The sequence below is a fragment of the Actinomyces sp. HPA0247 genome (assembly GCA_000411415.1).
Classification (GTDB): Bacteria; Actinomycetota; Actinomycetes; order Actinomycetales; family Actinomycetaceae; genus Pauljensenia.
Map to the genome: position 1 here is coordinate 988,738 of KE150450.1, position 22,714 is coordinate 1,011,451.

Below are 22,714 nucleotides of genomic sequence, written 5' to 3' on the forward strand. Positions count from 1 at the left end.
CGCGCATACACAACACAAACTAAGGATGCATATGAACGCACTGAACAAAGTCGCACGTGGTGAGCGGACGACAATCGTCGTCATTGCACTGGTCGCAGCCGTCGCCCTCGTCCTGGGCGTCGGTGGCTTCTTCATGGCGCGCACGTTCCTGACGAGCGCGGACTCGGGAACCACGGCCTCGAAGGCGAGCTCCGATTCAAACGGTGGAATGAGTGGTGCCTCGTCCGGCGAGGCTTCACAGGCGCCCGACACCGCGCCGCAGTCCGAGGCGGCCCCCACCCCGGAGGCCACGGCCTCGAGCATGCCCCCGTGCGAGGACGGCACCTCTGCGCCCGACGGAACCTGCCTGCACCCCGCATCGGTTCAGTGGCTCGACGACCTCCTACCCGACCCGTCCACCGTTGACCGCAAGGACGCTGACGCGGTGTGCTCCGCCTACGTCATCACCAATCAAACGTGGGACGCGTCGCGCGACGTCACGGACGCATTCGCGTCCATCCGTGCGAGCGTCTACGAAACACCCGAGCTGCAGCGTAAGCACACGCCGACCCCCGAGCTGGTGAAGGGACAGGGCGAGTTCCTGCCGTTGGTGCCGAACCGCTCCCACACGACTGTCACGATTGAGAACATCGGCGTCGAGGGCAGGGAATCGCCCCGCCGCGAAGGCAATGAGTGGGTGAGGCTCGTCAGCTTCACGCGCTCCTACGCGGATGGCTCGCACGAGCCGGTCCGCGAGTTGGTGTTCCTGACCCTCGTCGAGCAGGAGGACGGTACCTGGGCTGTCGGTAACGCCGAGTGGCACTGATTGGCACGAGGCGGGTTGGCTGATGCGTTGTGCCGCGTTGGCTGATGCTGGGTAGCCTCTTCAATTTCGCATGCAATTCCCTGCCGAGGTCTTTTTGGTACCTCGGGAAAACCGCATGATTTCAACGATCTGATTTCAAATCTTGAAAGAGCTGCGGGGGAATTGCATGCGAAATTGGTCGGGGGGATAAGTATCGACGCCGGATAGAGTGAGCGGCTACCCCGTGCGGGGTAGCCGCTCACTGCGTTCAATCGTGCGTGAGGTGGTCGCTTGCTGCGTTCAATCGTGCGTGCGGTAGTCGCTCGCTGCGTGAAGGCCTGCGTGCCTCAGTCGGGCAGGGATGCTCCCGCCTGGGTGAGGAGCGTGCGGATCTGCTCCTCGACGCCCTTTGTGCCGCGACCCACCGCGACCAGCTGGCCGTCCGCGCCCGCGATGTAGTGGGTCGGCCACGCCGTCGCGCCGTAGGCCTTGAAGGCCTCGAGGTCGGGGTCCAGTGCCACCGGGTAGGTGATGCCCAGCTTGTCGATCGACGCGTTCACGACCGCAGGGTCGCGCTCGTAGGCCTGCTGGGGCGAGTGCACGCCCACCACGACCAGGCCGTAGTCCTTGTACTTCTCGTAGATGGCCTCGAGCTCGGGGATTTCGCGCTGGCAGTTCGTGCACGAGCTCGACCAGAAGTCCACCAGCGTCACCATTCCGGACGGCTGGCCCAGGGAATTCAGCCACTCCGAGGCCTGAATCGTCGGCATCACGCCGCAATCCTTCGCGCCGCCGCGCGCGCACTGCGCGAAGTCGGTGCTCGCCTCGACCTCCTTCTCGGGCTCACACGCACCGTCCTCGCAGGCGCCCTCGGTGCCCGCCTCGAGCGAGGCCGTGTAGTCGGGGATCATGCGCTGCAAGGCCATCGGAGCGTCGGTCGCAATGCCCAGCGCGAGCGCGATCATGGCGACGCCCGCCGCAATGCGCAGGGGGCGCTGGCGGGTCTTCAGGAAGCGCGCGGCCACCCCCGACCCGGCGATCGCCACGATCATCAGCGGGATCGACACGCCAATTGCGAAGGAGATGGCCAGGCCGATGATGTGCCAGGTGATCTGCCCGGAGCTCGAGGCCACGATGATCGAGGTCAGCACCGGGCCCGCGCACGGAACGAACGCCGCGCCCAGGACGAGGCCGAGGCCGAAGCCCGCGCTGTCACCCGTCGTACGAGGCGCCAGGCGCGCGAAGGGGCGTTCCAGCACTTCCATCATCTTTGGGACGATCATGCCGATGCCGACGGCCAGCAGTAGGACGATGCCAGTCCAGCGGATCAGCGCCTGCGGCAGGTTCAGCAAGCTCAGCAGCGCCGAACCTGCGACTGTGATCAGCATGAACGAGGTCACCAGGCCCAGGACGATGAGCACCGGGCGGCGCGTTACCGACTCGCCGCTCTGTGCTGCGACAGCTGCCTTCTTCTGCGCCTCCCCGCCCAGGTTCACGCCCGGAGCGAGACGGAAGAGCGACGGATCCACGCCCGCCTTCGCTTCGTCAGAGGATACGGAGGAGCGGGCGGCCCCGGCCTCGTTCGAGGAGGACGCGGAGTCGCGCCCGCCCGCGGCGCCCAGGAAGAGCGCGGGCAGGACCGGGAGGATGCACGGGGAGATGCCCGTGATGAAGCCGCCGAGAAGGCCTAGCAAGAGGAACATAGGTTCACCTTACTTGGAAGTGGTTGAAAATGCGCGCTACATATCGACGGCAAGCATGGCAACCGTTTGGCATGACCGTCCCCTGAAAAGTCGCACGTAATTCGCTCCCTGGCATTTCAAACGTTGAAATAGGATCGTTGAAATCATGCGGTTTTCGGCCGTGCTCTAAAACTGACCGTGGGAAATGACGTGCGAAATTATGGGGGTGTGGGCGCAGTGACGAGGCTGTGGCGCGTCGGTCCGACGCGCCTACAGCGACAGGACTCGCCTACAGCGACAGGACTCGCCTACAGCGACAGGACCAGGTCCGCGCGCTCCTTCGTGCGCTCGACCAACGCCATGTTCGCCGCGTCCACCGTGCGCACCCAGTGCGCCGCGTCCGCGCGGTCGCGCCCAAAGCTCATGTGCCGGTCGATGAGGCGCGATGCGAGCTCCTCGAAAGGCGTGTCAATAAAGACGAGCAGGTCGATGAGGCCGCGCACGTCCGCCCAGCCGGGCAGCTCGAGGCCCAGGTAGTTGCCCTCCGTGATGACGACGCCGTCGACCTCGACGGGCAGGGAGGCGGCGACGGGTTCGTGCAGGTCGCGCCGGTAGTCGGGGGCGAGGACCACGCCGTCCGCGCGGCGCACGCGCCCCAGGAGGGCGATGAAACCGCCCACGTCAAACGTGTCGGGTGCGCCCTTGTGGTCGGCGATGCCGCGCGCCGCCAGCACCGCGTTGGACATGTGGAAGCCATCCATGGGGGCCAGTCCGGCGACGGGGATGCCGGCCTCGGGCAGGGCGCGAGCCAGCTCGGCGGCGATCGTCGTCTTGCCGGTCCCTGGAGGGCCGGTCAGGCCCAGCACGCGCACGGGGTCACCGTTGCGTGCGCGCTCGGCCACGGCCTCGACGATGCGCCGGGTGATCGACGAGGCCTGGGCGCGGCCGGGAGAGGCGGCCGCCTGCCGTCCTGAGCCCGCCCGAGAGGAAGTCACGGCTTGATGACGGGCAGCGTCGACCAGGGGAAGTTGATCCACTTGTCGGTGTGCGCCCACACGTAGTCGGGGTCGATGATGGACACGGGCTTCTTGTAGATGACCGCGCTGCGCGCCTCGACGCGCACGGAGGAGGAGCCATCGAGAGAGAGGCCGTGCTCGTCGATGAGGTCCATGACCATCTTGAGGGTTTTGCCGGAGTCGGCGACGTCATCGACGACGAGGACACGCTTGCCGTTCATGGCGGAGACATCCATGAGCGGGGGTAGCAGGATGGGTTCGGCGAGGGTTTCACCGATGCCGGAGTAGAACTCGACGTTCATGGTGCCGATCGCCTTGACGTCCATCGCGTAGGCGATGGCGCCGGCCGGGATGAGGCCGCCGCGCGCGATGGCGACGATCAGGTCCGGGATCCAGCCGGAGTCGACGATCTGCTGGGTGAGCTCACGGGACGCGTCGCCGAAGCCCTGCCAGGTGAGGACTTCGCGGTCGGGAGCGGTCGTGGCGTCGGGGCTGGCGGTGGTACCCATGGCTTCCTTCTCTCGGGGGTGTTGGGATCAAGGGTATCGCCGTCGGGCGGGTGTGTGCGCGCCCGCCCGGGTTACAAAACTGTGACGTGGGCATATGCGGGCTGCGGACAGCGTTGTGGGTCTCCAAGGTCAGGGCCGAGGAAGGGGCGAGGAAGGGGTGAGGAAGGGCCTGAGAAGTTTCTCCCCGAATATCGCAGGTAATTTAACTCGGTCATTTTTTGAGTATGGCTTAAAACGTTGCAATTCCAACGGTCTGATTTCAAAGTTTGAAAGAGTGAAAGGGGAATTGCATGCGACATTTTTGGGTAAGTGATCGTGTGTGGGATCGGCCGGTGGCGGCGGTACTCACAGCGGAAACGCTAACGGCGGCGGAAACGCTTACGGCGGTGGTAACGCTAACGACGGCGGCGGAGTGCGGCGAGCTCGCGCTCGTAGGCGCGCCCGGGCGAGGCCGACTTTCCGTGGTGCTCCCACGTGAGGATCAGCGCGGGATCGAAGGCGCGCGAGCACACCCCGCACGAGGAGACACGCCGCGGCGCCCGGTACAGGCGGCGCGTGGCCCCGCAGCGCGGACACGTGCCCACCCAGTGCGCGTCCGGGGAGGGCAGGGACGAGGGCAGCCGGGCGGAATCCGGGGCCCCGAGGGCGCGTGCGGCCCGCTTCCACGCGGCGTCGTGCCCGTGGGCGGGGCCGACGAGGGCGTGGGCGATCTCGTGCAGGATGACGCCCCGGATCGTGTCGGCGTCGTACAGGTCGGTGAGCGGCCCCGACAGGCTGATCGTGCGCGTGGAGTGCGTGCACGCCCCCGCCCGGCGCTTGGCGTGGTCGAAGCGGAAACGCCAGTCCGCCAGGCCAGAAGCGTCCATCAGGGAACGCGCGAGGGTGCGGGCTTCCTCGCGCTTCACCGGGCCCCCGCGAGGACGCCGAGCAGGCGCTTCATGGAGACCTTATTGGGCGTGCCCAGGGTTTGGGCGAACATGGACACGCGCAGCTCCTCGGCCATCCATCGCGCCTGGGTGAGCGCGGCGTCTCGGCGGGCGTCGTAGGGGCGGCGCTCCAGGGCCTGCCGCGTGGCGGCGATGTCGGCCTCGGCCTGGTGGATGCGATCCATGTCCTCCAGGTCCCGGCTCAGCGCCCCCGGCGAGGACGCGGCGCGCTCGATGCGCACAGCCCCGGCGCGCAGGTAGCGGGCCAGGTGCGGCAGCGCGAAGGCGGGCGTGGCCGACACGAAGCCCTCGTAGAGCAGGGTCTTCCCATGTGCCGCGACGTCGCGCGTCGTCTCCTCCAGCGAGGCCTGGGGGTGCGAGCGCACGGCGGCGTCGGCCTCGGCGCTGGCCTCCAGGGCGCGCACGACGTGGGAGAGGATCTGGTAGACGCGGTCCTCGTGGGCGTCGCGCGCGGCCGCCACGAGGGTCTCGAAGGCCTCGGGGTCGCGCACGTCGGAGGGGGTGCTCAGCTCGTCGACGAGGGACAGAGTCGAGGCCAGCTGCGCGTCCGCGACCAGGGCCGCCGTGTCCGCGTAGGGGGAGGCCGCCAGCATGAGGGCCTCGCGGCCCGTCCAGCGCGTGGTCACGCGGTTCGTCGCCAGGGCGATGCGGGACAGGAGCAGGCGGGCGAGGCCGGCGCGGTGCTCGCGGTCGGCCTCGGCGGCGCTGGCCATGACGCGCACGCCCGCCGCCGGGGCCGCCGCGCTGCCCTGGGGGACCAACGCGGGGAAGGCCCGCAGCGTCATCGAGCCCGAGGTCTGGGTGATCGAGCGCGGCAGCGTCGGCATCTGCGTGACGCCATCCGCGTGGAACGCGGGGTCCGGGGACGAGGCCTGGGCCGCGTCACGGGGTCCGGTGCCCGTCGTGGTCGTGCCGCGCGTCGGGGTGGGGGAATTCTCTCCACCACGTGAACCTGCGGAGGTGTCGGTGGGGGAGGTTGCTCCGTCGGTGGTGTTGTTCGCGCCGGTGGCGGCGGTCTTCTGTGAGGTTCCGCGCCCGCGCTTGTTCCTGCGTGCCTGCTTCTCCCCGGCCTCCTCGAGGGCCGCGCGCACCGCCGTGCGCACAGCCTTGTTCGCGTCGCTGGCCAGAGTTCGCTGGAGGTAGGCCAGGTCCTTGCCCGCGCCCAGCTCCTTGCCCGACGCGTCCGTGACGACGAAGGTCATGCGCAGGTGGTCGGGCAGGTGGGCGCGCGCGTGCGCCAGATCTGCCTCGCTCAGGTCCACGCCGCGCAGGACGCGCACCGCGTGGGCGAGGGCCTCCAGGACCGGGCCCTCGGTGAGGGGGCGGGGCTTGGGGGCCTCGCTCGCGGCAGGCACGCCCTGCTGGGTGGATTCCGGCGCAGGAGCCTCCTTCTGCGCGGCCTTCTTCGGCGCCTTCGCGGGGGAATTGCGCGTCGACAGCTTGCCCGACGTCGCGCCCCACGCGGCCAGGCGCCCCATCGCGGCATCCAGGCTCAGGGGGTCCGGATCGTCGGAGCCGTCGGCCTTCGCCGCTTTCCCGGCAGCCTTGTCCGCTGACGCCGCCACGGCCTCGACAGGTTCGTCGCCCGCCTGCTCGATCCACCGCGCGACCGACGCAGCCACGTCCGGCGCGGGGGCCAGCAGGCGGCGCACGCCCTTGGGCAGGGCGCGGATCGCCTCGGTCAGCAGGTCCTCGCGCATGCCCGGCACCAGCCAGTCCGTGCCCTTATCGCTGACGCGCTCAAGCACCTCGATCGGGATGCGCATCGACACGCCGTCACGCGGGCTGCCCGGCGCAAACTCATAGCTCAAGGGCAGCGACAGATCGCCGCACTGCCAACGATCCGGGAAGCCCTCGCCCGAGGTCGCCTCGCGTGGCATCAGCAGGGACGCCGGGTAGATCAGTAAGTCCGGGTGAGAGCGGCGCTCGTCCTTCCACCAGCGGTTGAACGCCGCCGCGCTGGTCACGTGCTCGGGGATCAGGTCGTCGAAGAAACGGAAGCGAGCCTGCTCGTCCGCGACGAGGCCGTGGGTGCGGCTGCGGCGCTCAACCTCGCGCGCCTGCTCCACCAGGGCCTCATTTCGGCGCTGGAAACCGTGCCTCTCCCTCCACTGGCCATCCACTAGGGCGTTACGAATGAACATCTCGCGGGCCAGCTCGCGGGCCGTCGTCCCCTCGCGTGCGGCCGCCAGCTCCTCGAAATGACGAGGCTCAAACGACCCAGACGACAGCGGATCCTTCGACGCCGACACCAAGCCGGCCGCCAGCGCCTCCAGCGACCCCGCGCGCGGAGCGTGAGAGCGCGAGGCGGCCACGGCCTCGTCGATGACGAGGTCACCCAAGCGCCCCAGCAGCACCTCGCGGTCCGCTGCCAGCGTCAACCCGTAGAGGGTCACGCGCTCGCGGACCATCGCCGCGCCCTTCGCGACCGACCAGAACGGCTCCGAATACGAGCGCTTGAGCAGGCCGCGCGCCGCCGGCTCCACCCACTCCGGGCGGATGCGGGCCACCGTGCGGGCGAACAGGCGCGAGGTCTCCACGAGCTCCGCGGTCATCACCCAGGCGGGGTGGCCGCTCACGCCCGAGCCCGGCCAGATCGTGAAGTGCGTGCCGCGCGCGCCCTCGTAGTCGCGCTTCGTCTCATCCCACGACCCCAGGTAGGACAGCAGGCCGACCAGCAGCGAGCGGTGCACCTGGTCCGCGTCCACGCTCGCCGGGCCCTGCCCGTAGGCCAGGACCGCGCGCACGGCCGCGTCCTGCGCGCCGCCGAACTGGGCGGCCTCCACGACGTCGCCCGTCGAAGGCTCACCCACCGGCCCGACGCCGATCCCCAGCGCCCTCGCCATCTGGCGAAGCTGGCCGACCACGTCGCGCCACTCGCGCCACCGCAGGTAGTGGAAGAACTCCGCGCGGCACAGGCGCCGGAACGCCGAGCCCGATAGGTCGCGTGCCTGCACCGCCAGGTAGCGCCACAGGTTCAGGTAGGTGATGAAGTCCGAATGCGGGTCCGCCAGGCGTGCGTGCGAGGCGTCCGCCGCGCCCTGGTGCTCGGCCGGGCGCTCGCGCACGTCCTGGATCGACAGCGCCGCCACGATGACGAGCACCTCCGAGGCGCATCCCAGGCGCTCGGCCTCCAGCAGCATGCGCCCCAGGCGCGGGTCGATCGGCAGGCGTGCCAGGTCCCGGCCGATGCCGGTGAGCCTGTACTGGGACGAGGCCGGGGTTGCGTCCTCGGTCCCACTGCCCTGCGCGAGCGCTCCGATCTCCACGAGCAGGGCCACGCCGTCGCGCACCGCGCGCCGATCCGGGGCGTCCAGGAACGGGAAGTCCTCGACCGCGCCCAGGCCCAGGGACGCCATCTGCAAAATGACGCTGGCCAGCGACGTGCGCAGGATCTCCGGCTCCGTGAAACGCGGGCGCGAGTTGTAATCGGCCTGCGAGAAGAGGCGGATCGCCACGCCCTCCGCGACGCGGCCACATCGGCCCGCGCGCTGGTTCGCACTCGCCTGGCTGATCGGCTCGATCGGCAGGCGCTGCACCTTCGTCTTATTGGAATAGCGGGAAATGCGCGCCAAACCCGGGTCGATGACGTAGCGGATGCCCGGCACCGTCAGCGACGTCTCCGCGACGTTCGTCGCCAGGACCACGCGGCGCAGGCGGTGCGGCTCGAAGACGCGATGCTGCTCGGCCGCCGTCAGCCGCGCGTACAGTGGCAGGATTTCGATGTCTCCCGGGCGAGCGCCCTTGTCGTCTCCCGCGCGCCGGCCTCGTCCCTTCAGGTGATCGAGGAGGGCCGCCTCCGTGTCGCGGATGTCGCGCTCACCGGGCAGGAAGACCAGGATGTCGCCGTCGCCCTCCGCGCTCAGCTCGTCCACCGCGTGGCAGATCGCGGTCTCCACGTCGATGTCCTCGCCCATGCCGTAGCCCAGCGTCGCCAGCTCGTCGTCCGGGTCCTCCAGGACCAGCTGCATGGGGCCGGAGCTCTGCTCGTCTGCGCTCTCCTCGCGCTTGTCCGCTTGCTGCGCCGAGGCCTCGGACGTGTACGAGGAGGGCGTCGTCGGGCCGAGGGGACGGTAGCGGATCTCGACTGGGTACGTGCGGCCCGACACCTCGATGACCGGCGCCGGCTCGATCAGGCGACCCGAACCGGGCGTGCCCTCCCACGTGCCGAAATGGCGTGCGAAACGGTCCGAATCGATTGTCGCCGACGTGATGATGACCTTCAGGTCCGGGCGCGCGGGCAGCAGGCGCGCCACGTAGCCCAGGATGAAGTCGATGTTCAGGCTGCGCTCGTGGGCCTCGTCGATGATGAGCGTGTCGTAGCGGCGCAGCATCGGATCCGACTGAATCTCCGCCAGCAAGATGCCGTCCGTCATGAGCTTGACGAGGGTCGTGGGGCCGACCTCGTCCGTGAAACGCACCTGGTAGCCGACCACCTGGCCCGGTTCGCGGCCCACGGTCTGGCCCAGCTCGTCGGCGATGCGATCCGCGACCGAGCGCGCCGCGAGCCTACGCGGCTGAGTGTGCCCGATCATGCCCGCGACGCCGCGGCCCAGCTGCATGCAGATCTTCGGCAGCTGCGTCGTTTTACCCGAGCCGGTCTCGCCCGACACGATGACCACCTGGTGGTCTCGGATGGCGCGCGCGATCTCACCCCGGCGCTCGCTCACCGGCAGGTCGGGGAATTCGATCACGGGGATCGCCGCGGCGCGTTCTGCTAGCTGCTCCGGCGTGAAGGGCTTGAAGGGGCGCGCGTGCTCGCGCGGGCGGCGGCCCTCGCGGCTGCGGTTATCGCGGCCCTGGCGGCCTGCCTGGCCTCGGCGGCGCCGCGCGCCGTCGCGCCCGTTGGCGGGGCGACCCGCGTTGCGAGAACGGGGGCCGCGCTCGTTGGGCTCGGACGGAGGCGTGGGGCGAGAGTCAGGCATGATATTGCCAGTCTAGTCGCAGGCCAGAGGGGGATGCCGGTCAGGCGGTGGGTGCTTCGCCCTGCAGGTCCTCGTCAAAGCGAGTGACAGGCGGCTCCAGACGCAGCTCCACGAGGTCACGCGCCAGCTGGTCGATCTCCTCGCCCTGATGCAACGTCGACCTCCACGAGGCCGGGATGGCCTCGACCCCGTAGAACGCGCCGCCCAGCTGGCCGTAGATCGCAGCGTTCGTGTCCGTGTCGCCGCCCATGTTCGCAATCGCCAGAGTCGCGTCCTTGAAGGACGGGAAATCCAGGAGGCCATGCACCGCCAGGCGCAGGCCGTTCACGATGTAGCCGTTGGTTTCCGCCTCCCACGAGGCGCGCACCTGCGGATCCGGGCTGATCACCCGAGCGGCCATTTCATCGAAAGCCGCACCTGTCGACGCCCATGAGACGTCCATGAGCTGCTCCGGCGACCACCCCAGCAGCGCGCCCACCAGCAGGGCGGCGAACACCTCGGTGGCGGCCTCGGCCTCGAACGAGAAGTGCGTCTCGCGCGCGCTCAGACGCGCGGTGGCAACGACCTCGCGAGGGGAACGCGAGCGGAAACCCGCGATCACCATGGGCGCCAGACGCATGATCGCGCCGTTACCGGCGCTGTTCGTGCGCTCGGCGGTCACCGGCACGCGGCGCTCGTGCTCGTAATCGAACAGTGCGGCGCGCACCTGGCCGCCGATATCGAAACACCTGTCCGTCGACGAACGGTAGCCCTTCGAAAACCAGCGCTGGTAGCGCTCCATCACGTCAAACGAGTCGTAGCGGCCCTGCGCCAGCAGCGAATCCGCGATGCACAGGGCCATCGACGTGTCATCCGTCCACTGGCCCGGCTTCAGCAGGAACGGGCCGCCACCCACCATGTCCGTAATCGGCTCGAAAGTCCCCGCCCACTTGAACTCATTCGTGGTGCCCACCGCGTCGCCGACCGCCAGGCCCACCATGGCGCCGCGCGCCCGAGAAAGAAAAGTCGTCATGCCCCCAGTCTCGCATACCGGGTGCACACGTGGGTCCCGGCCGCCGCCCCACGCCTCGCCCGAGGCCAGGGGAACGCGCGAGTCAGCCCCGGCCTCGTCCCCCGAGACCTTCCCGGCCTCATCCCGGTAGAGACGTCAGGATACCGAGGTGCCGAACAGCAGGCCCAGCAGGTAGGTGACGCCCGCCGCGCCGTAACCCACGAGGAGCTGGCGCAGCGCGCGGGGCGTCGGCGCCTGACCCGAGAGGATGCCGACCACGCCGCCCGTAAACAGCAGGGCGACGCCGACGATCGCGGCCGCGACGGCGATCGCCGCCAGGCCCGTCAGGCCCAGAATGTAGGGGATCAACGGGAAGATCGCGCCCATAGCGAAGAAACAGAACGAGGACAGGGCCGCCTTCGTGGGCGTGCCCACCTGATCTCCCGCGCCGTCCGACTCGGGGCTATCACCGAGGGCCGCGCGCAGCGCGATCGCGCCGGACTCGCCGGTCGCCGGCTTGGCGAGGCGCGCAAAGACCTGCTTCGCGTGCCGCTCAGCCTCCTCCTCGCTCTCGCCGCGCGCGCGGAACACGAGGGCCAGCTCGTTCGCGTCCACATCCAGGTCCGTCACCGCCTGGTGCGCGTCCGGATCGGGGATCGAGGCGTCGAGGAGCTCGCGCTGACTGCGCACACTCACCCACTCGCCGGCCGCCATCGACAGGGCGCCCGCGAGCAGGCCCGACACGCCCGTCAGCAGGACGACGTGCGGCTCCATGCCCGAGGCCGCCACACCCAGCACGAGAGCCAGGTTCGACACGAGGCCATCGTTCGCGCCGAAGACCGCCGCGCGGAACGTGCCCGCCAGCGTCTCGCGCGACTTCGCCGCCAGGGAGCGGATGACCTCGGCGTGAATCTGCTCGTCGGCCTGCATGTGCGCCGGCACATCATCATCCACGTCGCGCGCGGAACGCTGCTCCGCGCGCTGAGCCATCGCCAGAATGAAAATCGTGCCAAAAAGATGCGCGAGGACCGACGCGGCGCGCGTGCGCAACGGCGGCTTCGGGGCGGGCAGGGCGTGCTCACCGAGGCGCGCCAGCCAATACTCCTCGTGGCGGCGCTCCGCCTCCTCGAGCTGCAAGAGGACAGCGCGCTCCTCGCCCGTGCGGCGCTCCGAAAGATCGCGGTATGTGCGAGCCTCCATGCGCTCTTCCGCCAGGTGCTTGCGCCAGCGCTTAATCTGCTCGCGCGTGGGTTCCTGGCCGCTGGTCCGCTGGTGCGCGCTCACGGCCTCGTGACTCATCGCGCTCAACGCTGCGTCGTCGAAGACGTCGCCTGCGCGTCAACCGTCGTCGACGTGGCGGACCCGGCGGAGGGCTGCGTGGCGGGGGCACCGAAAAGGCGTTCCTTCACGGCGTCGGCAACCTTATCGGTCACCTGCTCGCCGCCCGCACGCACGAGGTCGGACATCTTCTGCCACGCCGCGTCCAAGGGACGAGCAACGACCGGGAAACGGCGCAGCTTCGAGGCATTCGCGCGGATCTGCTCGTAGCGTTCGCGGCCCGCGCGCGTGCCTAGGACGTATCCGATGCCGAGTCCGATGAGGATTCCGGTCTTGGTTCCCATGAATGTCCTTCTCTCGCTGCAAGTTGTGGGCGTCGCATTGGCGCGGGCGGTCGCTGATCCTCGTGGGCGCGCTTCCCACCGGCGCATATGCACCCCATCTTAATGGTGCCGCGTCCCCCGGCGCATGATCCTCGACCTGAGCGGGGATTTTTCTCGGCTCTTTCTCGCGCGGTGTGTCGTCTTGTCACATTTGTGCACAGTATGGTCGCCCCTTCACGCCGAGGGCCTGAAAGCGCTATGTTTGATACGTGAGCCAGATAACGATTGAGACGCCCCGGGGAGTGTCCCTCTCCGGGACATTCACGCGTCCCGTGGACTGCCGCGATGCTGCGGTGATCTTTTCTCACACCTTTTTTTCGGATCGTCACGCATCGGGCATGTTCGACTCACTCGGTCGCATATTGCGTCGTGCGGGCTATGCGACACTCACCTTCGATTACTCCGGCCACGGAGCCTCGGGCGACGAAATCATCGCCTTCGATCCGCTCATCGAAGACTTCCGCTCCGCCTCCGGATGGCTCGCAGACCAGGGCTTCGCACGCCAAATCTGCATCGGCCACGAGTTCGGCGCCGCCGTCGCGCTGCGCTCCCGCCCGCCCGCCGTGCAGACATACGTGCTGGTCTCCCCGGTCCTCGGCCCCCTCTCCTACGACTGGAACCTCGTGTTCTCCGACGTGCAGCTCTCCGACCTCGAGCGCCACGGCGCCACCACCGTCCCCGACGACTCCGCGTCAGTGCGCCAACAGTTCACCATCTCCAAGCGCACCCTGGCCGACATGTCCATGGTCTCCGGCGAAAACGCGCTGCGTGGCATCAGCGCTCCGGTGCTCATCACGCACGACTCCTTCGACGAGGAAACCGGCCTGCTCGACCGTACGCGCGAAGTCTTCCACCTGCTGCCCGACGGCTCCCATGTCGAGATGACCGCCTTGCCCGACGGTATTGCAGGCGAATACACGCCGGTCGACGGGGTGCCCGTCACCGACGAGGCCGTGGACCGCGCCCTGGCCGCCTCCGGCGCATCGCACCTGCCCGCGCTGACGGATGTCGCGCTCAGGTGGTCGAGTCGCTGGGTGCCTGTGAGCCGCTAGCTGCCCGCCGCGTGCGTTGCGGCGCCTGTTATTCCACCTGGTTTTCGGCGTTGCTACGCCCGCCTGATTTCCGGCGTTGCTTGTGGTGCCGCTGGTGTTCTGGGCGCCGCGTGTGCTTTGTTGGGCCGGGCTGCTTGGTGTGCCCGTGGGCGGCGGCCCGCCCGCGAGCCGTCCGCGCAGCGCGTTGTTGCTGGTGGCCCCACGGGTGTTCTGGGCGCCGTCGGGCCCGGCCGCCCGCGAGATCGCCACACGCGAGCCTAAAGGCTCGGAGTGGTCGATCTCGAGGCCCGCCCTGGCCCTCCGGACCCTCCGGCGCCCTCCACACCAGTGGGGCTTGTGTCGCTGATGTCTGGTTCGGCGCGTCGTCTCGGAGCCTGGCCAGGCCCCGCAGGCCCGCAGGCCCCGCGGTGGGCTCCAATCGGGCGGTTCGTGTGCTGCTGCCCTGACCCTGCGCCACCCTCTGATCCTGCCTCGCCAATTTCGCATGCAATTCCCCTGGGAGTATTTCGAGATTTGAATTGTGATCGTTGGAATTGCAACGTTTCTAGGCTTTGTTGAAAGTTCATTTAGGTGAATTGCATGCGAAATTGGGGGAGGGGCGCGTTGGTGGGTGAGGTGGGGTGTTGGTGCGTGACTTTTTTCGCCCTGCTCGGCTTGGTGGTGGTGGAAGCGGTATAAAACTCTCCCTGCTGGCGCAAAATGCGTCGAAAATGGGTATTTCGGGTGTGCCGGGAGAGTTTTGTACCGGGTGCGGCCGCCGGGCTGCGTGCGGGGAGAGTTTTGTACCGGCACCGGCCCTGGATCCGGTACAAAGTTCTCCCGGCATGGCTTGTTATTGGCGTGAGCGCGAAATAGTTCGCCCGGCGCACCCAAAATGGCCTAAAATCAGCGTTTTTTGGCGTGCTGGGCGAACTTATTCGCGGAAGTGCCCAAGAGGGCGGGTTGCTGGGCGAACTTTTTCGCGGGGGTGCCCAAGAAGGTGGGTTGCCGGGCGAACTCTGTCGCGAGTGGGCCCGAGAAGGCCCCATGCTGGACGACCTTCGTTCGGCACATTGCGCCCTACCGACGCCAGACACCTACCAGCCGCGCACCAGCTCCACGAGAGTCGGGGATGTCAGCCACTGCCTCGTGCCGAAGGAGGACACCGACACCGCGGCCACGGCCGACGCGAAGCGGATGAGGCGCTCCGGATCCGCGTCCCCGCCGCGCTCAATCGCCCACGTGAAAGCCCCGTGGAAGGCGTCGCCCGCCCCCAGCGTCGACGCGTCCGGAACAGCGTCAACGGGAACCTCGCCGCTTGCGCCATCCCACCAGTACTGCACGGAGCGATCCCCGCGCGTGCGAACCGTGCGCGTGATGCCGAAGCCCCGCAGGAACTCGGCGACCTGCGCCCCATCAGGGTGCGCCATGAGAGGCGGCGCGAAATCCTCCGACACGACCGCAATGTCGACGAAGCCCAGCAGGGGAGTGAGCCAGTCCTTCCACGAGCCGCCGTCCAGGATGCGCGGGTGCGGCGGGCGCGCCTCGAGCGGGGCGAACGGGTCATCCCCGTCAACCTCGGGAACGCCCAGCGTGAGGGCCGCCTGCGCAAGCGCCGGGTTGTGCCCGTCGATGAGGACCGCGCCGACGCGCTCGGGCAGCTCAGCCGCGACGCGCCCCGCATCCGCGTCAAGCCGCGCGTTCGTGGAGGCCACCATGCGTCCGCTCGGGTGCTCGATGATCGAGGACACGGCGGGCTCTCGCCCCGCGGGGGACGAGGCCGGGGCGGTGTCACGCAGACCGGGCCCGGCCGGGTGCTCGCCCGCGCCGGAAGACGAAGCGGTGAGCGCCGTCGCGTCCAGCACGCGCACGCCTGCGGCCGCCAGGTCGGCGGCGAGGAAGGCTGACACTGGGCCCTCGCCGAGCGCCGTCAACAGCGTGGGCGCTTCCGCGGAGGGAACCACAGTGCAAGAGGTGGCCCCGGCCTCGTCGTCAGAATCAAAGAGAACGCGCGAGGCCGCGCACAGAGCCGCGTACGTGACCGCTGCGTTCGTCGCGGGACCACCGGCGGCCATTGTGAAATCCGTTGAGGTGACCTTCAGTAACGGGTCCGGCACATGGTCGAGGCGATGCAGGACGTCCAGGGTCGTGAGCCCGGCGAAGAGTGCAGTCATGGGGACATTGTCGCACCCGGTGGCAGCGTGAGACGGGATGGCCGGGGCTCTCGCTGACAGAACGACAAACCCTGTAGCATATGAACAACGACACTCATCGACTCCTCCGGATCGCCATGCACCTGCTCGACGCGCTGAATAATTCCCTGCCCGAGGTCTTCCGAGCCATCGACCTCATGGGCGTGCTCCTCAATGGCATCCTCGGCGGCAAAGTCGCCCGAGAACGCAACTTCGACGCCGTCGGCTTCTGCATTCTCGCGATCATGACGGCGCTCGCGGGCGGCATGATTCGCGACCTGCTCCTGACCACGCGCACCGGCGCGCCCGTGGCCATCACCGACCCCTACTACCTGTGGTTCGCGATCATCGGCGCCCTCGTGGCGATGGCTTTCCGCATGGATTCGCGCGTGTGGTCGGTCCTCCTGGTCATTGCCGACGGCATGGTGCTGGGCTGTTGGAGCGCGACCGGCGCGATCAAGACCCTCGACGCGGGGTTCGCGATCATGCCGGCGATCCTCCTGGGCATCATGACGGCGATCGGTGGCGGCATGGTCCGCGACATCTCCGCAGGCCTGGTCCCGCGCGTCTTCGGCGGCAACAACCTCTACGCGACCCCGGCGTTCGCGTGCTCGCTGGTCACGGTTCTCTTCTGGTACATGGGCCAGCCGGTCCTCGGCATGGGTGCCTCGATCATCGTGGGCCTCGTCTTTACGGGTATGGCGCACTGGCGTCGCTGGAGGCTCCCGCAGACCCGCGAGTGGACCATCACTCTCACATACTCTCAGTTGAAAGCTCTGCGTCGGGGCAGGCGTTAGTATGGCGGTGTGACTCCCCAATCAACACCCGTTTCTTCCTCTCCTGCCGAGCCGGGGGCTGCCTCCGGGCGTAAGCGTTTTAAGACGTGGCACCTGTCCATGATGGCCCTCGGCCTCGCGATCGGCGCCGGCTTCTTCCTGGGCACGGGTTCGGCGATCCACCAGGCCGGACCTGCCGTCATCGTGTCCTATACGGTGGCCGCGTTTATCGTCGTGTCGGTCATGCTGGCCCTCGCGGAGCTGGCCTCGTCTCTACCCACGACGGGTTCCTTCTCGTCATACGCCGAGGCCGGGATCGGCCGCTGGGCAGGCTTCACGATCGGATGGCTGTATTGGGTCATGCTCATCATGGTGTCGGGCCTGGAGGTGACGGGCGCGGCGACGTTCTTCGTCGGCTGGTTCCCGGATATCCCGCAGTGGGTGGTGGCCCTCGTTATTGTCGTCGTTATTGGCGGCATTAACCTGCTGTCCGCCGGACAGTATGGCGAGATCGAGGCATGGCTGTCGATGGTGAAGATCGTCGCGATTATCGCCTTCCTGTGTGTGGGCGTGTACCTGGTTGCGCGTACGGCGATTGTCGGCCCCCTGCCCGGCCACGAGGGAGTGTGGCAGAACATTTCGGGGCACAACGGTTTTATGCCCAATGGCCTGTCGGGTATCGCGGTCGCGCTCCTGGCCGTCATTACGTCTTTCGGTGGCCTGGAGATCGTGACGATCGCGGCTGCCGAGGCCGAGGATCCCCGCGCCGCGATGAGCAGCGCGATCCGCTCGGTCGTCACCCGCATCCTCGTGTTCTATGTCGGCTCCGTCATCCTGCTGATCGCGCTGCTGCCGTGGGACAGCGAGGCCATGAAGACGAACGCCTTCGCCGCCGTGCTCGAGATGGCTGGCGTCCCCGCGGTCGGCACGCTCATGAACGTCATTATTTTCATGGCGCTGATCTCCGCGTTTTCCGCGAACATCTACGCCTCCTCGCGCATGGCCTATTCGCTGTCGGCGCGAGACATGGGGCCGCGCTGGCTGCTGGGTGCTGCCGCGTCCAGCAAGGCTCGCGCGCGCTCGGTCGTCGAGGCCGCCCTTGAGGATGACGAGGCCGTCCTGGCCTCCGAGATGGAGGGTGACATCGAGGCCGGGCGGACCCCGAAGCGCGCGGTCGGCCTCGTCGTGGCCCTGGCGCTGCTGGCGGTCCTGGGTAACTGGTACCTGCCCGGTTCGATCCTGACGATTCTCATCAACGCGATCGGCATGGTGCTGCTGATCGTGTGGACGTTCATCATCATTTCGCTGATGCGCCTGCATCCGTCGCTGGAGCGCTCGGGCTCGCTGGTGATTCGCATGCCCGGGTGGCCGTGGCTGCCGTGGCTGGTCCTCGCGGGCCTGGGCGGTATCGGCGTCCTCATGCTCATGAGCGACGAGGGCCGGGCTCAGCTGGTCTCCATGGGGGCCCTGACGCTCATCATCGTGGCCGTCTACTTCGTGCGCCAGCTGCTGGGCGCGCGCACCAAGGCCTAGTTATCCACAGGCCCCGCCCGCCGGGACGCAGATGCCGGCGGGCGGGTGCATCATGAGGGCATCCCGAACACCGTGTCGGGGTGCCCTCACCGTGTGGGCGGTGTGATGGAAGGAGGAGACGTGGCGCGGAAGCGACGCAGGAGCCTGGGGGACAGGGTTGTCCTGCTGGTGATTCTCGCTGCCCTTGTGTGGGCGTTCGCGCCCGGAGTGGGCCCGGACCTGCTGGGTCTGCGTTCGCGCCTGGGGTGGCCGCCGCTGCGCAGCGGGCAGGCGCTGTCTTCTCTGCCGGATAGCGAGGCGGCTCGGCAGCTGCGTGAGCTGACGGTTCGTGAGTCGGTCAACGACCCCGATGCCCCCGCCTATGACCGCAGCGCCTATGGGCAGAGCTGGGCGGACACTGACCACAACGGCTGCGACACTCGCAACGACATTCTTGCCCGTGACCTGGCGCGCCCCACCTTTAAGCCGGGCACGCACGACTGTGTGGTCCTGTCCGGCACGCTCGCCGAGCCCTACACGGGGGTCACGATCGAGTTCCAGAAGGGGGAGAAGACCTCGTCCCTCGTGCAGATCGACCATATCGTCGCGCTGGCGGACGCGTGGCGCTCGGGCGCGTGGCGGTGGGACGCGCAGCGCAGGCAGGAGTTCGCCAACGATCCAGAGAACCTGCTCGCGGTGGATGGGCAGGCCAACGAGGACAAGTCGGCGTCCTCTGCGGACCAGTGGCTGCCACCGAATAGGGCCTTCCGCTGCGACTATGTGAAGCGACAGATCGCCGTCAAGAGCGCCTACGGGCTGAGCGTGACCCGTGCCGAGCAGGATGCGATGGCTGAGCAGCTGACAATCTGTTCGGAGTGAGGAGAGAGGGGGAAGTTCTGCGTGCTTCGCGGGTGCAGCGCGCAATTCTGACCAACAATTTCCAGTGGATTCCCAGCCGTTTTCTCACAATGTGTCCATCTTGTGTGGAACTGGGCGCACGTCCGGAACATTGCCCGATAACGCCGGTAATGTTCCCCTCAGAGGGAGGGGTGACATGTACACGGCAATCAACTGGGCGCTTGACCTGGGACTTTACGCTGCGGTCTGCGCGATCACGTGTGCGCTGTGGTGGCTGCTCGGCAGGCGCAGGAATTCCGGTCGTCCCTCCTCGGGTGGGGGCGCTTCCTCGGAGGACAATCAGGCGCCTGGGCAGGAGCATCGCGCACATCTGACCGTCGTGCAGGCGCTCCCGCTCATTTACCGACGCTCCAAGCGCACGGGTGCCCTCCTGCCGCGCGAGGACAACCCCGACACCCCGATGACCGCGGAAATTCCGGTGATCGCGGCCCCTGCCTCGTCGATGTGGAGGCTCCCGCGAGCCCTTCCGCTCGCCTGGTTCCTCTACGTCGCCGGCCTGCTGATTTTTACGCTGCTGCCGCTGCCCTCCGACCCGGTGGCCGCGTGCGCCGCGATCATCCACTGGGATAACTACGTGCCGTTTGGGTCCTTCGCGGCGGTCGTCGAGCAGTTCCGTGACGGCGAGAACCTGCGCGGGGCCCTGTATGGCCTGTCGATCCTGCTGAATATCGCTCTGTTCGTGCCCTTCGGTGCGCTGGCGGAGACCAGCTGGCGCATCCGGCGCATGCGCAGTGCACCCGCCGATGGGTCTCGCCTGGTGCGCTCAATCCCGCACCGCCGAGTCCTGGCGTGGGTGGTGATCGGCTGCGCCGTCTCCTGCCTCATCGAGCTGACCCAGTACACGGGCCTGTTCGGCGTCGTGCCCTGCACCTACCGGGTCGTCGACATCGACGACGTCATCATGAACACGCTGGGCGCCTACGCGGGCGTGCGTCTGCTGCCGTTCATGGCGCGCAACTCGCGCTTCATGGGCGCGTAGAGGTGCGTAGGGCCGCTACAGCCAGCCGGCGGCGCGAGCCAGGGACGCGGCCTCGGCGCGGGTGCGCGCGTCCATCTTCAGCATCGACGAGGACACGTGGTTGCGCACCGTCCCCTGGCTGAGCCCCAGCGAGTGAGCGATGTCCGCGATGGTGCCGCCGCCCTCGACCTCGCGCAAAACGTCGGCCTCGCGCTCCGTCAGCGGCGACGAACCCGTCGACAGCGCCTCGAGCGCCAGACTCTGATCGATCGCGCGGCCACCCGCCGCGACCGTGCGCACGCCGTCAGCCAGGGTTTCGACGGGCGCGTCCTTGACCATGAAGCCCGTAGCGCCCGTGTCGAGGGCGCGCTGCAGGTAACCCGGGCGCCCGAACGTCGTCACGATGAGCACCCGCACGCCCGGGAATCGCGCCCGGATCGCCTGCGTGGCCGTGATGCCGTCCATGCGGGGCATCTCGATGTCGATGATGGCAACGTCGACGGGCGCGCTCGAGCGGGCCGGGTCAGATGGGTCGTCCGCTGATGCCAGGCGTGCTAGCTCCTCAAGGGTCTGTACGCCGTCGGCGGCCTGCGCGACGACCTCGATGTCGCGCTCCAGGTCCAGCAGCCCAGCCAGGGCGCCACGAATCATCGCCTGATCGTCAGCCACGAGTACCCGAATCGTCACGCCACCCTCCTGTCTGTCTGCGCTTGGGGTACCAGGCTAGCGCAGGTCGCAGGATCGTTCCTTGTGGTCGCCACCCCTCAGGACGAGGCCGGCTCGCCCACCCGGGACCGTGCGGGGTTCTGACAGGGGCGTGATTCCGGGACCGCGCGGGGCCAGGGGAGGGGGCCACGGCCTCGTCGATGAGGGACGCGGCCCCGCAACGTCAGGACGAGCGGGCGTCGGATTCGGCGTCGAAGGACAGTGCGAGCGTCCACGTGGAGCCCGACGCGCCCCACGTGAGCGTCCCCTCGTCGCCAACCAGCTCGGACAGGCCTGCGAGCCCCGAGCCGGATCCAGCGCTCGACGCGGCGTAGGAGGCCGTATAGCCGTCGTTCGTGACCGTCACGCCATCGGGGGACAGGCGGACCCGCACCCACGAGGGGCGCGCGTGCAGGATCGCGTTCGTGACCCCCTCGCGGATCACGTGGGCGGCTGCGGCCGAACGAGGCCCCGACGGCGGCTCGCCCTCGTTCGTGATCTCGGCGTCGATGCGCGCGACCTCCAGAAGTGCGCGGGCCTCCTCGAGCTCCTCGGCGGGGGACAGGGCGCGCGTGGCCGCCACGATGCGGCGAACGTCAGCCAAGGCCTCGTTCGACTGAGCGGTGACGGTGCGCAGCTGCTCGCGCGCCTCCTCCACGCGACCCGCATCCAGGAGGCGACCCGCCAGCTCGGACACCATCGTGATCCCCGTCAGCGAGTGCCCGAGAATGTCATGCAGGTCCGTGCTCAGGCGCGCACGCTCCGCGGCCTTCGCGCGCTGGATCGCGTCCTGGCGGCGCAGATGCTCGCGGGCCGAACGCTCCATGCGCCAACGCGCCACCCCCACGAAGACACACAGCAACACCAGGTACCAGCCCATCCACAGGGGCTCACCCTGCGCGTAGGCCGCCACCCCCGCGATAATGGTCACCGGCACGAGGCCCGCGGCAATGAACCTGCCCGGCGCCTGAAACACCCACGCGACCAGCAGATACGACGTCAGCATGAACGCGTGAGGGGTGTCGACGGACACCGCGTACACGAGGTAGGCGACCGTCGCCGCCGCCAACGCCGCGTGGGAGAGGATGAACGGCCTCGTGAAGGAGTTGCGCGCGGGCAGGGGATTGGCCAGCCACGTCGCCGAATTCACGACCGCGATGAGGGCGCACAACCCGATGAGACCCGCGCGCTGGGCAGGATCCGGCAGCCGCAAGGCGTAGGCGAGGGGGAACCCCATGAACAGCATCCACGGGGCCGCCCACGCCAGGGAGATCAAGCGCTCCTTCATGACACCAGCCTAGCGAGCCGTGTCGTGGGACGCGCCCCACCAGGCGATGCCCGCCGTGATAACCACCCACCCGACGATGTTGAGCCACGCCGCCGTCGGCATCGGGACGGTACCGGCGACCGCGTAGATCGCCTGGACGGCGCCGTACAGGGGCGTGAAGGGCGCGACGTGGGAGACGAAGGGCGGCATCTGCTCCAGCGGGATGAACATGCCGGACACGAACGCGCCGAACACCATGACGAACGCCGAGGCGCTGTAGGCGTTCTCGCCCTTAATCGTGTAGCCGCAGGCCAGGCCGATGAGCGCGCCCAGGGCCGACAGCGCGATGACCACCGCGGCGCTGGCCGCCCACGCGCCCGCCGTCATCTGCGAGCCGGTAGCCAGACCAACACTGAAGCAGATGAGCGCGATGAACGCGCTCAGCGCCACGAGGGCTGTCAGGCGCACAAGGAGGATCACCCACGGCTGGATGGGGGTCAGCGCGTACATTCGCGAGATGCCGGTCGTGCGCTCGACGGACAGCGTCGCGCCGAGCGACCCGCCCACCAGGATCACGCCGTACGTGGTCATCATGACGACCATCGCAGCGGCCACGTTGCCGCGCCCAGTCTGCGTGGTGCGCGCGGCCTCGGTCATCCCGAACATCGCGTACATAAACAGGGGCAGGAGCAGGGCAAACGCCATGTTCCACGGGTTGAGGATGTGCGACAGGAACGTCGCGCGCCACAGCTTCCCGGCCCCCGTGAAGGGGGAGGGGATCGGTCGGTCAGTGGTACGCGCGGGTGCGTGGGTGGTCATGATTCCTTCTTCGTGTGTCGT

18 protein-coding genes are annotated in these 22,714 nt (G+C 68.5%); 6 read left to right on the top strand and 12 right to left on the bottom strand.

The window, feature by feature from the left end; genetic code table 11:
• Positions 1 to 31 precede the first annotated feature (31 nt).
• Positions 32 to 805 carry a hypothetical protein gene (locus HMPREF1478_RS04000; RefSeq protein ID WP_016460805.1) on the top strand — a complete coding sequence of 258 codons (774 nt, stop codon included), beginning with the start codon at positions 32 to 34 and terminating at the stop codon, positions 803 to 805.
• A gap of 326 nt (positions 806 to 1,131) precedes the next feature.
• On the opposite strand, the gene HMPREF1478_RS04005 is transcribed toward HMPREF1478_RS04000, so the two are convergent.
• The 8 genes from HMPREF1478_RS04005 to HMPREF1478_RS04040 form a co-directional block, all read right to left on the bottom strand.
• On the bottom strand, positions 1,132 to 2,487 hold the full coding sequence (locus tag HMPREF1478_RS04005) for a cytochrome c biogenesis protein/redoxin (RefSeq protein WP_016460806.1): 1,356 nt from the start codon (positions 2,485 to 2,487) through the stop codon (positions 1,132 to 1,134).
• Positions 2,488 to 2,774: 287 nt separating this feature from the next.
• The gene (locus HMPREF1478_RS04010; RefSeq protein WP_016460807.1) at positions 2,775 to 3,461 is read right to left on the bottom strand and encodes an AAA family ATPase; all 687 of its coding nucleotides are present in this window, start codon (positions 3,459 to 3,461) and stop codon (positions 2,775 to 2,777) included.
• On the bottom strand, positions 3,458 to 3,991 hold the full coding sequence (locus tag HMPREF1478_RS04015) for a phosphoribosyltransferase (protein WP_016460808.1): 534 nt from the start codon (positions 3,989 to 3,991) through the stop codon (positions 3,458 to 3,460). The genes HMPREF1478_RS04010 and HMPREF1478_RS04015 overlap by 4 nt, the downstream gene beginning before the upstream one ends.
• Positions 3,992 to 4,386: 395 nt before the next feature.
• Positions 4,387 to 4,896, bottom strand: coding sequence for a SprT-like domain-containing protein (locus HMPREF1478_RS04020; RefSeq protein WP_016460809.1), 510 nt, complete (start codon positions 4,894 to 4,896; stop codon positions 4,387 to 4,389).
• The gene (locus HMPREF1478_RS04025; RefSeq protein WP_016460810.1) at positions 4,893 to 9,863 is read right to left on the bottom strand and encodes a DUF3418 domain-containing protein; all 4,971 of its coding nucleotides are present in this window, start codon (positions 9,861 to 9,863) and stop codon (positions 4,893 to 4,895) included. The genes HMPREF1478_RS04020 and HMPREF1478_RS04025 overlap by 4 nt, the downstream gene beginning before the upstream one ends.
• A 40-nt stretch (positions 9,864 to 9,903) precedes the next feature.
• Positions 9,904 to 10,875 carry an ADP-ribosylglycohydrolase family protein gene (locus tag HMPREF1478_RS04030; RefSeq protein ID WP_016460811.1) on the bottom strand — a complete coding sequence of 324 codons (972 nt, stop codon included), beginning with the start codon at positions 10,873 to 10,875 and terminating at the stop codon, positions 9,904 to 9,906.
• Between the two features lie 135 nt (positions 10,876 to 11,010).
• Positions 11,011 to 12,153, bottom strand: coding sequence for a VIT1/CCC1 transporter family protein (locus tag HMPREF1478_RS04035; protein ID WP_016460812.1), 1,143 nt, complete (start codon positions 12,151 to 12,153; stop codon positions 11,011 to 11,013).
• Between the two features lie 5 nt (positions 12,154 to 12,158).
• Complete coding sequence (locus tag HMPREF1478_RS04040) at positions 12,159 to 12,476, bottom strand: hypothetical protein (protein WP_016460813.1); 318 nt, start codon at positions 12,474 to 12,476, stop codon at positions 12,159 to 12,161.
• 248 nt (positions 12,477 to 12,724) lie between these two features.
• Here HMPREF1478_RS04040 and HMPREF1478_RS04045 point away from each other — a divergent pair, with 248 nt between their 5' ends.
• Complete coding sequence (locus HMPREF1478_RS04045; RefSeq protein ID WP_016460814.1) at positions 12,725 to 13,567, top strand: alpha/beta hydrolase; 843 nt, start codon at positions 12,725 to 12,727, stop codon at positions 13,565 to 13,567.
• A 1,076-nt stretch (positions 13,568 to 14,643) separates the two neighbouring features.
• Here HMPREF1478_RS04045 and HMPREF1478_RS04050 read toward each other — a convergent pair.
• Positions 14,644 to 15,720 carry a PfkB family carbohydrate kinase gene (locus HMPREF1478_RS04050; protein WP_016460816.1) on the bottom strand — a complete coding sequence of 359 codons (1,077 nt, stop codon included), beginning with the start codon at positions 15,718 to 15,720 and terminating at the stop codon, positions 14,644 to 14,646.
• 116 nt (positions 15,721 to 15,836) lie between these two features.
• Here HMPREF1478_RS04050 and HMPREF1478_RS04055 point away from each other — a divergent pair, with 116 nt between their 5' ends.
• The 4 genes from HMPREF1478_RS04055 (at position 15,837) to HMPREF1478_RS04070 (ending at position 19,923) form a co-directional block, all read left to right on the top strand.
• Positions 15,837 to 16,535: a trimeric intracellular cation channel family protein gene (locus tag HMPREF1478_RS04055; protein ID WP_016460817.1), complete on the top strand. Its 699-nt coding sequence runs from the start codon at positions 15,837 to 15,839 to the stop codon at positions 16,533 to 16,535.
• A 9-nt stretch (positions 16,536 to 16,544) separates the two neighbouring features.
• Entirely contained in the window at positions 16,545 to 18,047 is a 1,503-nt protein-coding gene (locus HMPREF1478_RS04060; protein ID WP_083940070.1) for an amino acid permease, read from the top strand.
• Positions 18,048 to 18,167: 120 nt separating this feature from the next.
• Complete coding sequence (locus HMPREF1478_RS04065) at positions 18,168 to 18,905, top strand: HNH endonuclease family protein (protein WP_016460819.1); 738 nt, start codon at positions 18,168 to 18,170, stop codon at positions 18,903 to 18,905.
• Positions 18,906 to 19,080: 175 nt separating this feature from the next.
• The gene (locus HMPREF1478_RS04070; protein ID WP_016460820.1) at positions 19,081 to 19,923 is read left to right on the top strand and encodes a VanZ family protein; all 843 of its coding nucleotides are present in this window, start codon (positions 19,081 to 19,083) and stop codon (positions 19,921 to 19,923) included.
• Positions 19,924 to 19,938: 15 nt separating this feature from the next.
• Here the strand turns inward: HMPREF1478_RS04070 and HMPREF1478_RS04075 are convergent, their stop codons facing one another.
• From HMPREF1478_RS04075 to HMPREF1478_RS04085, 3 genes are all read right to left on the bottom strand, one after another.
• Entirely contained in the window at positions 19,939 to 20,589 is a 651-nt protein-coding gene (locus HMPREF1478_RS04075; RefSeq protein ID WP_016460821.1) for a response regulator transcription factor, read from the bottom strand.
• Between the two features lie 202 nt (positions 20,590 to 20,791).
• Positions 20,792 to 21,895 (bottom strand): sensor histidine kinase, encoded by a 1,104-nt coding sequence (locus tag HMPREF1478_RS04080; RefSeq protein ID WP_016460822.1) that lies wholly within the window; start codon positions 21,893 to 21,895, stop codon positions 20,792 to 20,794.
• A 9-nt stretch (positions 21,896 to 21,904) separates the two neighbouring features.
• Positions 21,905 to 22,693 (bottom strand): ABC transporter permease, encoded by a 789-nt coding sequence (locus HMPREF1478_RS04085; RefSeq protein ID WP_016460823.1) that lies wholly within the window; start codon positions 22,691 to 22,693, stop codon positions 21,905 to 21,907.
• Between the last annotated feature and the right edge of the window lie 21 nt (positions 22,694 to 22,714).

Bases quoted from the DNA above. Each gene is read 5' to 3' on its own strand.
- HMPREF1478_RS04085 (WP_016460823.1), bottom strand. From the start codon at position 22,693: ATGACCACCCACGCACCCGCGCGTACCACTGACCGACCGATCCCCTCC.
- HMPREF1478_RS04050 (WP_016460816.1), bottom strand. From the start codon at position 15,720: ATGACTGCACTCTTCGCCGGGCTCACGACCCTGGACGTCCTGCATCGC.
- HMPREF1478_RS04040 (WP_016460813.1), bottom strand. From the start codon at position 12,476: ATGGGAACCAAGACCGGAATCCTCATCGGACTCGGCATCGGATACGTC.
- HMPREF1478_RS04000 (WP_016460805.1), top strand. From the start codon at position 32: ATGAACGCACTGAACAAAGTCGCACGTGGTGAGCGGACGACAATCGTC.
- HMPREF1478_RS04080 (WP_016460822.1), bottom strand. From the start codon at position 21,895: ATGAAGGAGCGCTTGATCTCCCTGGCGTGGGCGGCCCCGTGGATGCTG.
- HMPREF1478_RS04055 (WP_016460817.1), top strand. From the start codon at position 15,837: ATGCACCTGCTCGACGCGCTGAATAATTCCCTGCCCGAGGTCTTCCGA.
- HMPREF1478_RS04030 (WP_016460811.1), bottom strand. From the start codon at position 10,875: ATGACGACTTTTCTTTCTCGGGCGCGCGGCGCCATGGTGGGCCTGGCG.
- HMPREF1478_RS04015 (WP_016460808.1), bottom strand. From the start codon at position 3,991: ATGGGTACCACCGCCAGCCCCGACGCCACGACCGCTCCCGACCGCGAA.
- HMPREF1478_RS04005 (WP_016460806.1), bottom strand. From the start codon at position 2,487: ATGTTCCTCTTGCTAGGCCTTCTCGGCGGCTTCATCACGGGCATCTCC.
- HMPREF1478_RS04035 (WP_016460812.1), bottom strand. From the start codon at position 12,153: ATGAGTCACGAGGCCGTGAGCGCGCACCAGCGGACCAGCGGCCAGGAA.
- HMPREF1478_RS04070 (WP_016460820.1), top strand. From the start codon at position 19,081: ATGTACACGGCAATCAACTGGGCGCTTGACCTGGGACTTTACGCTGCG.
- HMPREF1478_RS04025 (WP_016460810.1), bottom strand. From the start codon at position 9,863: ATGCCTGACTCTCGCCCCACGCCTCCGTCCGAGCCCAACGAGCGCGGC.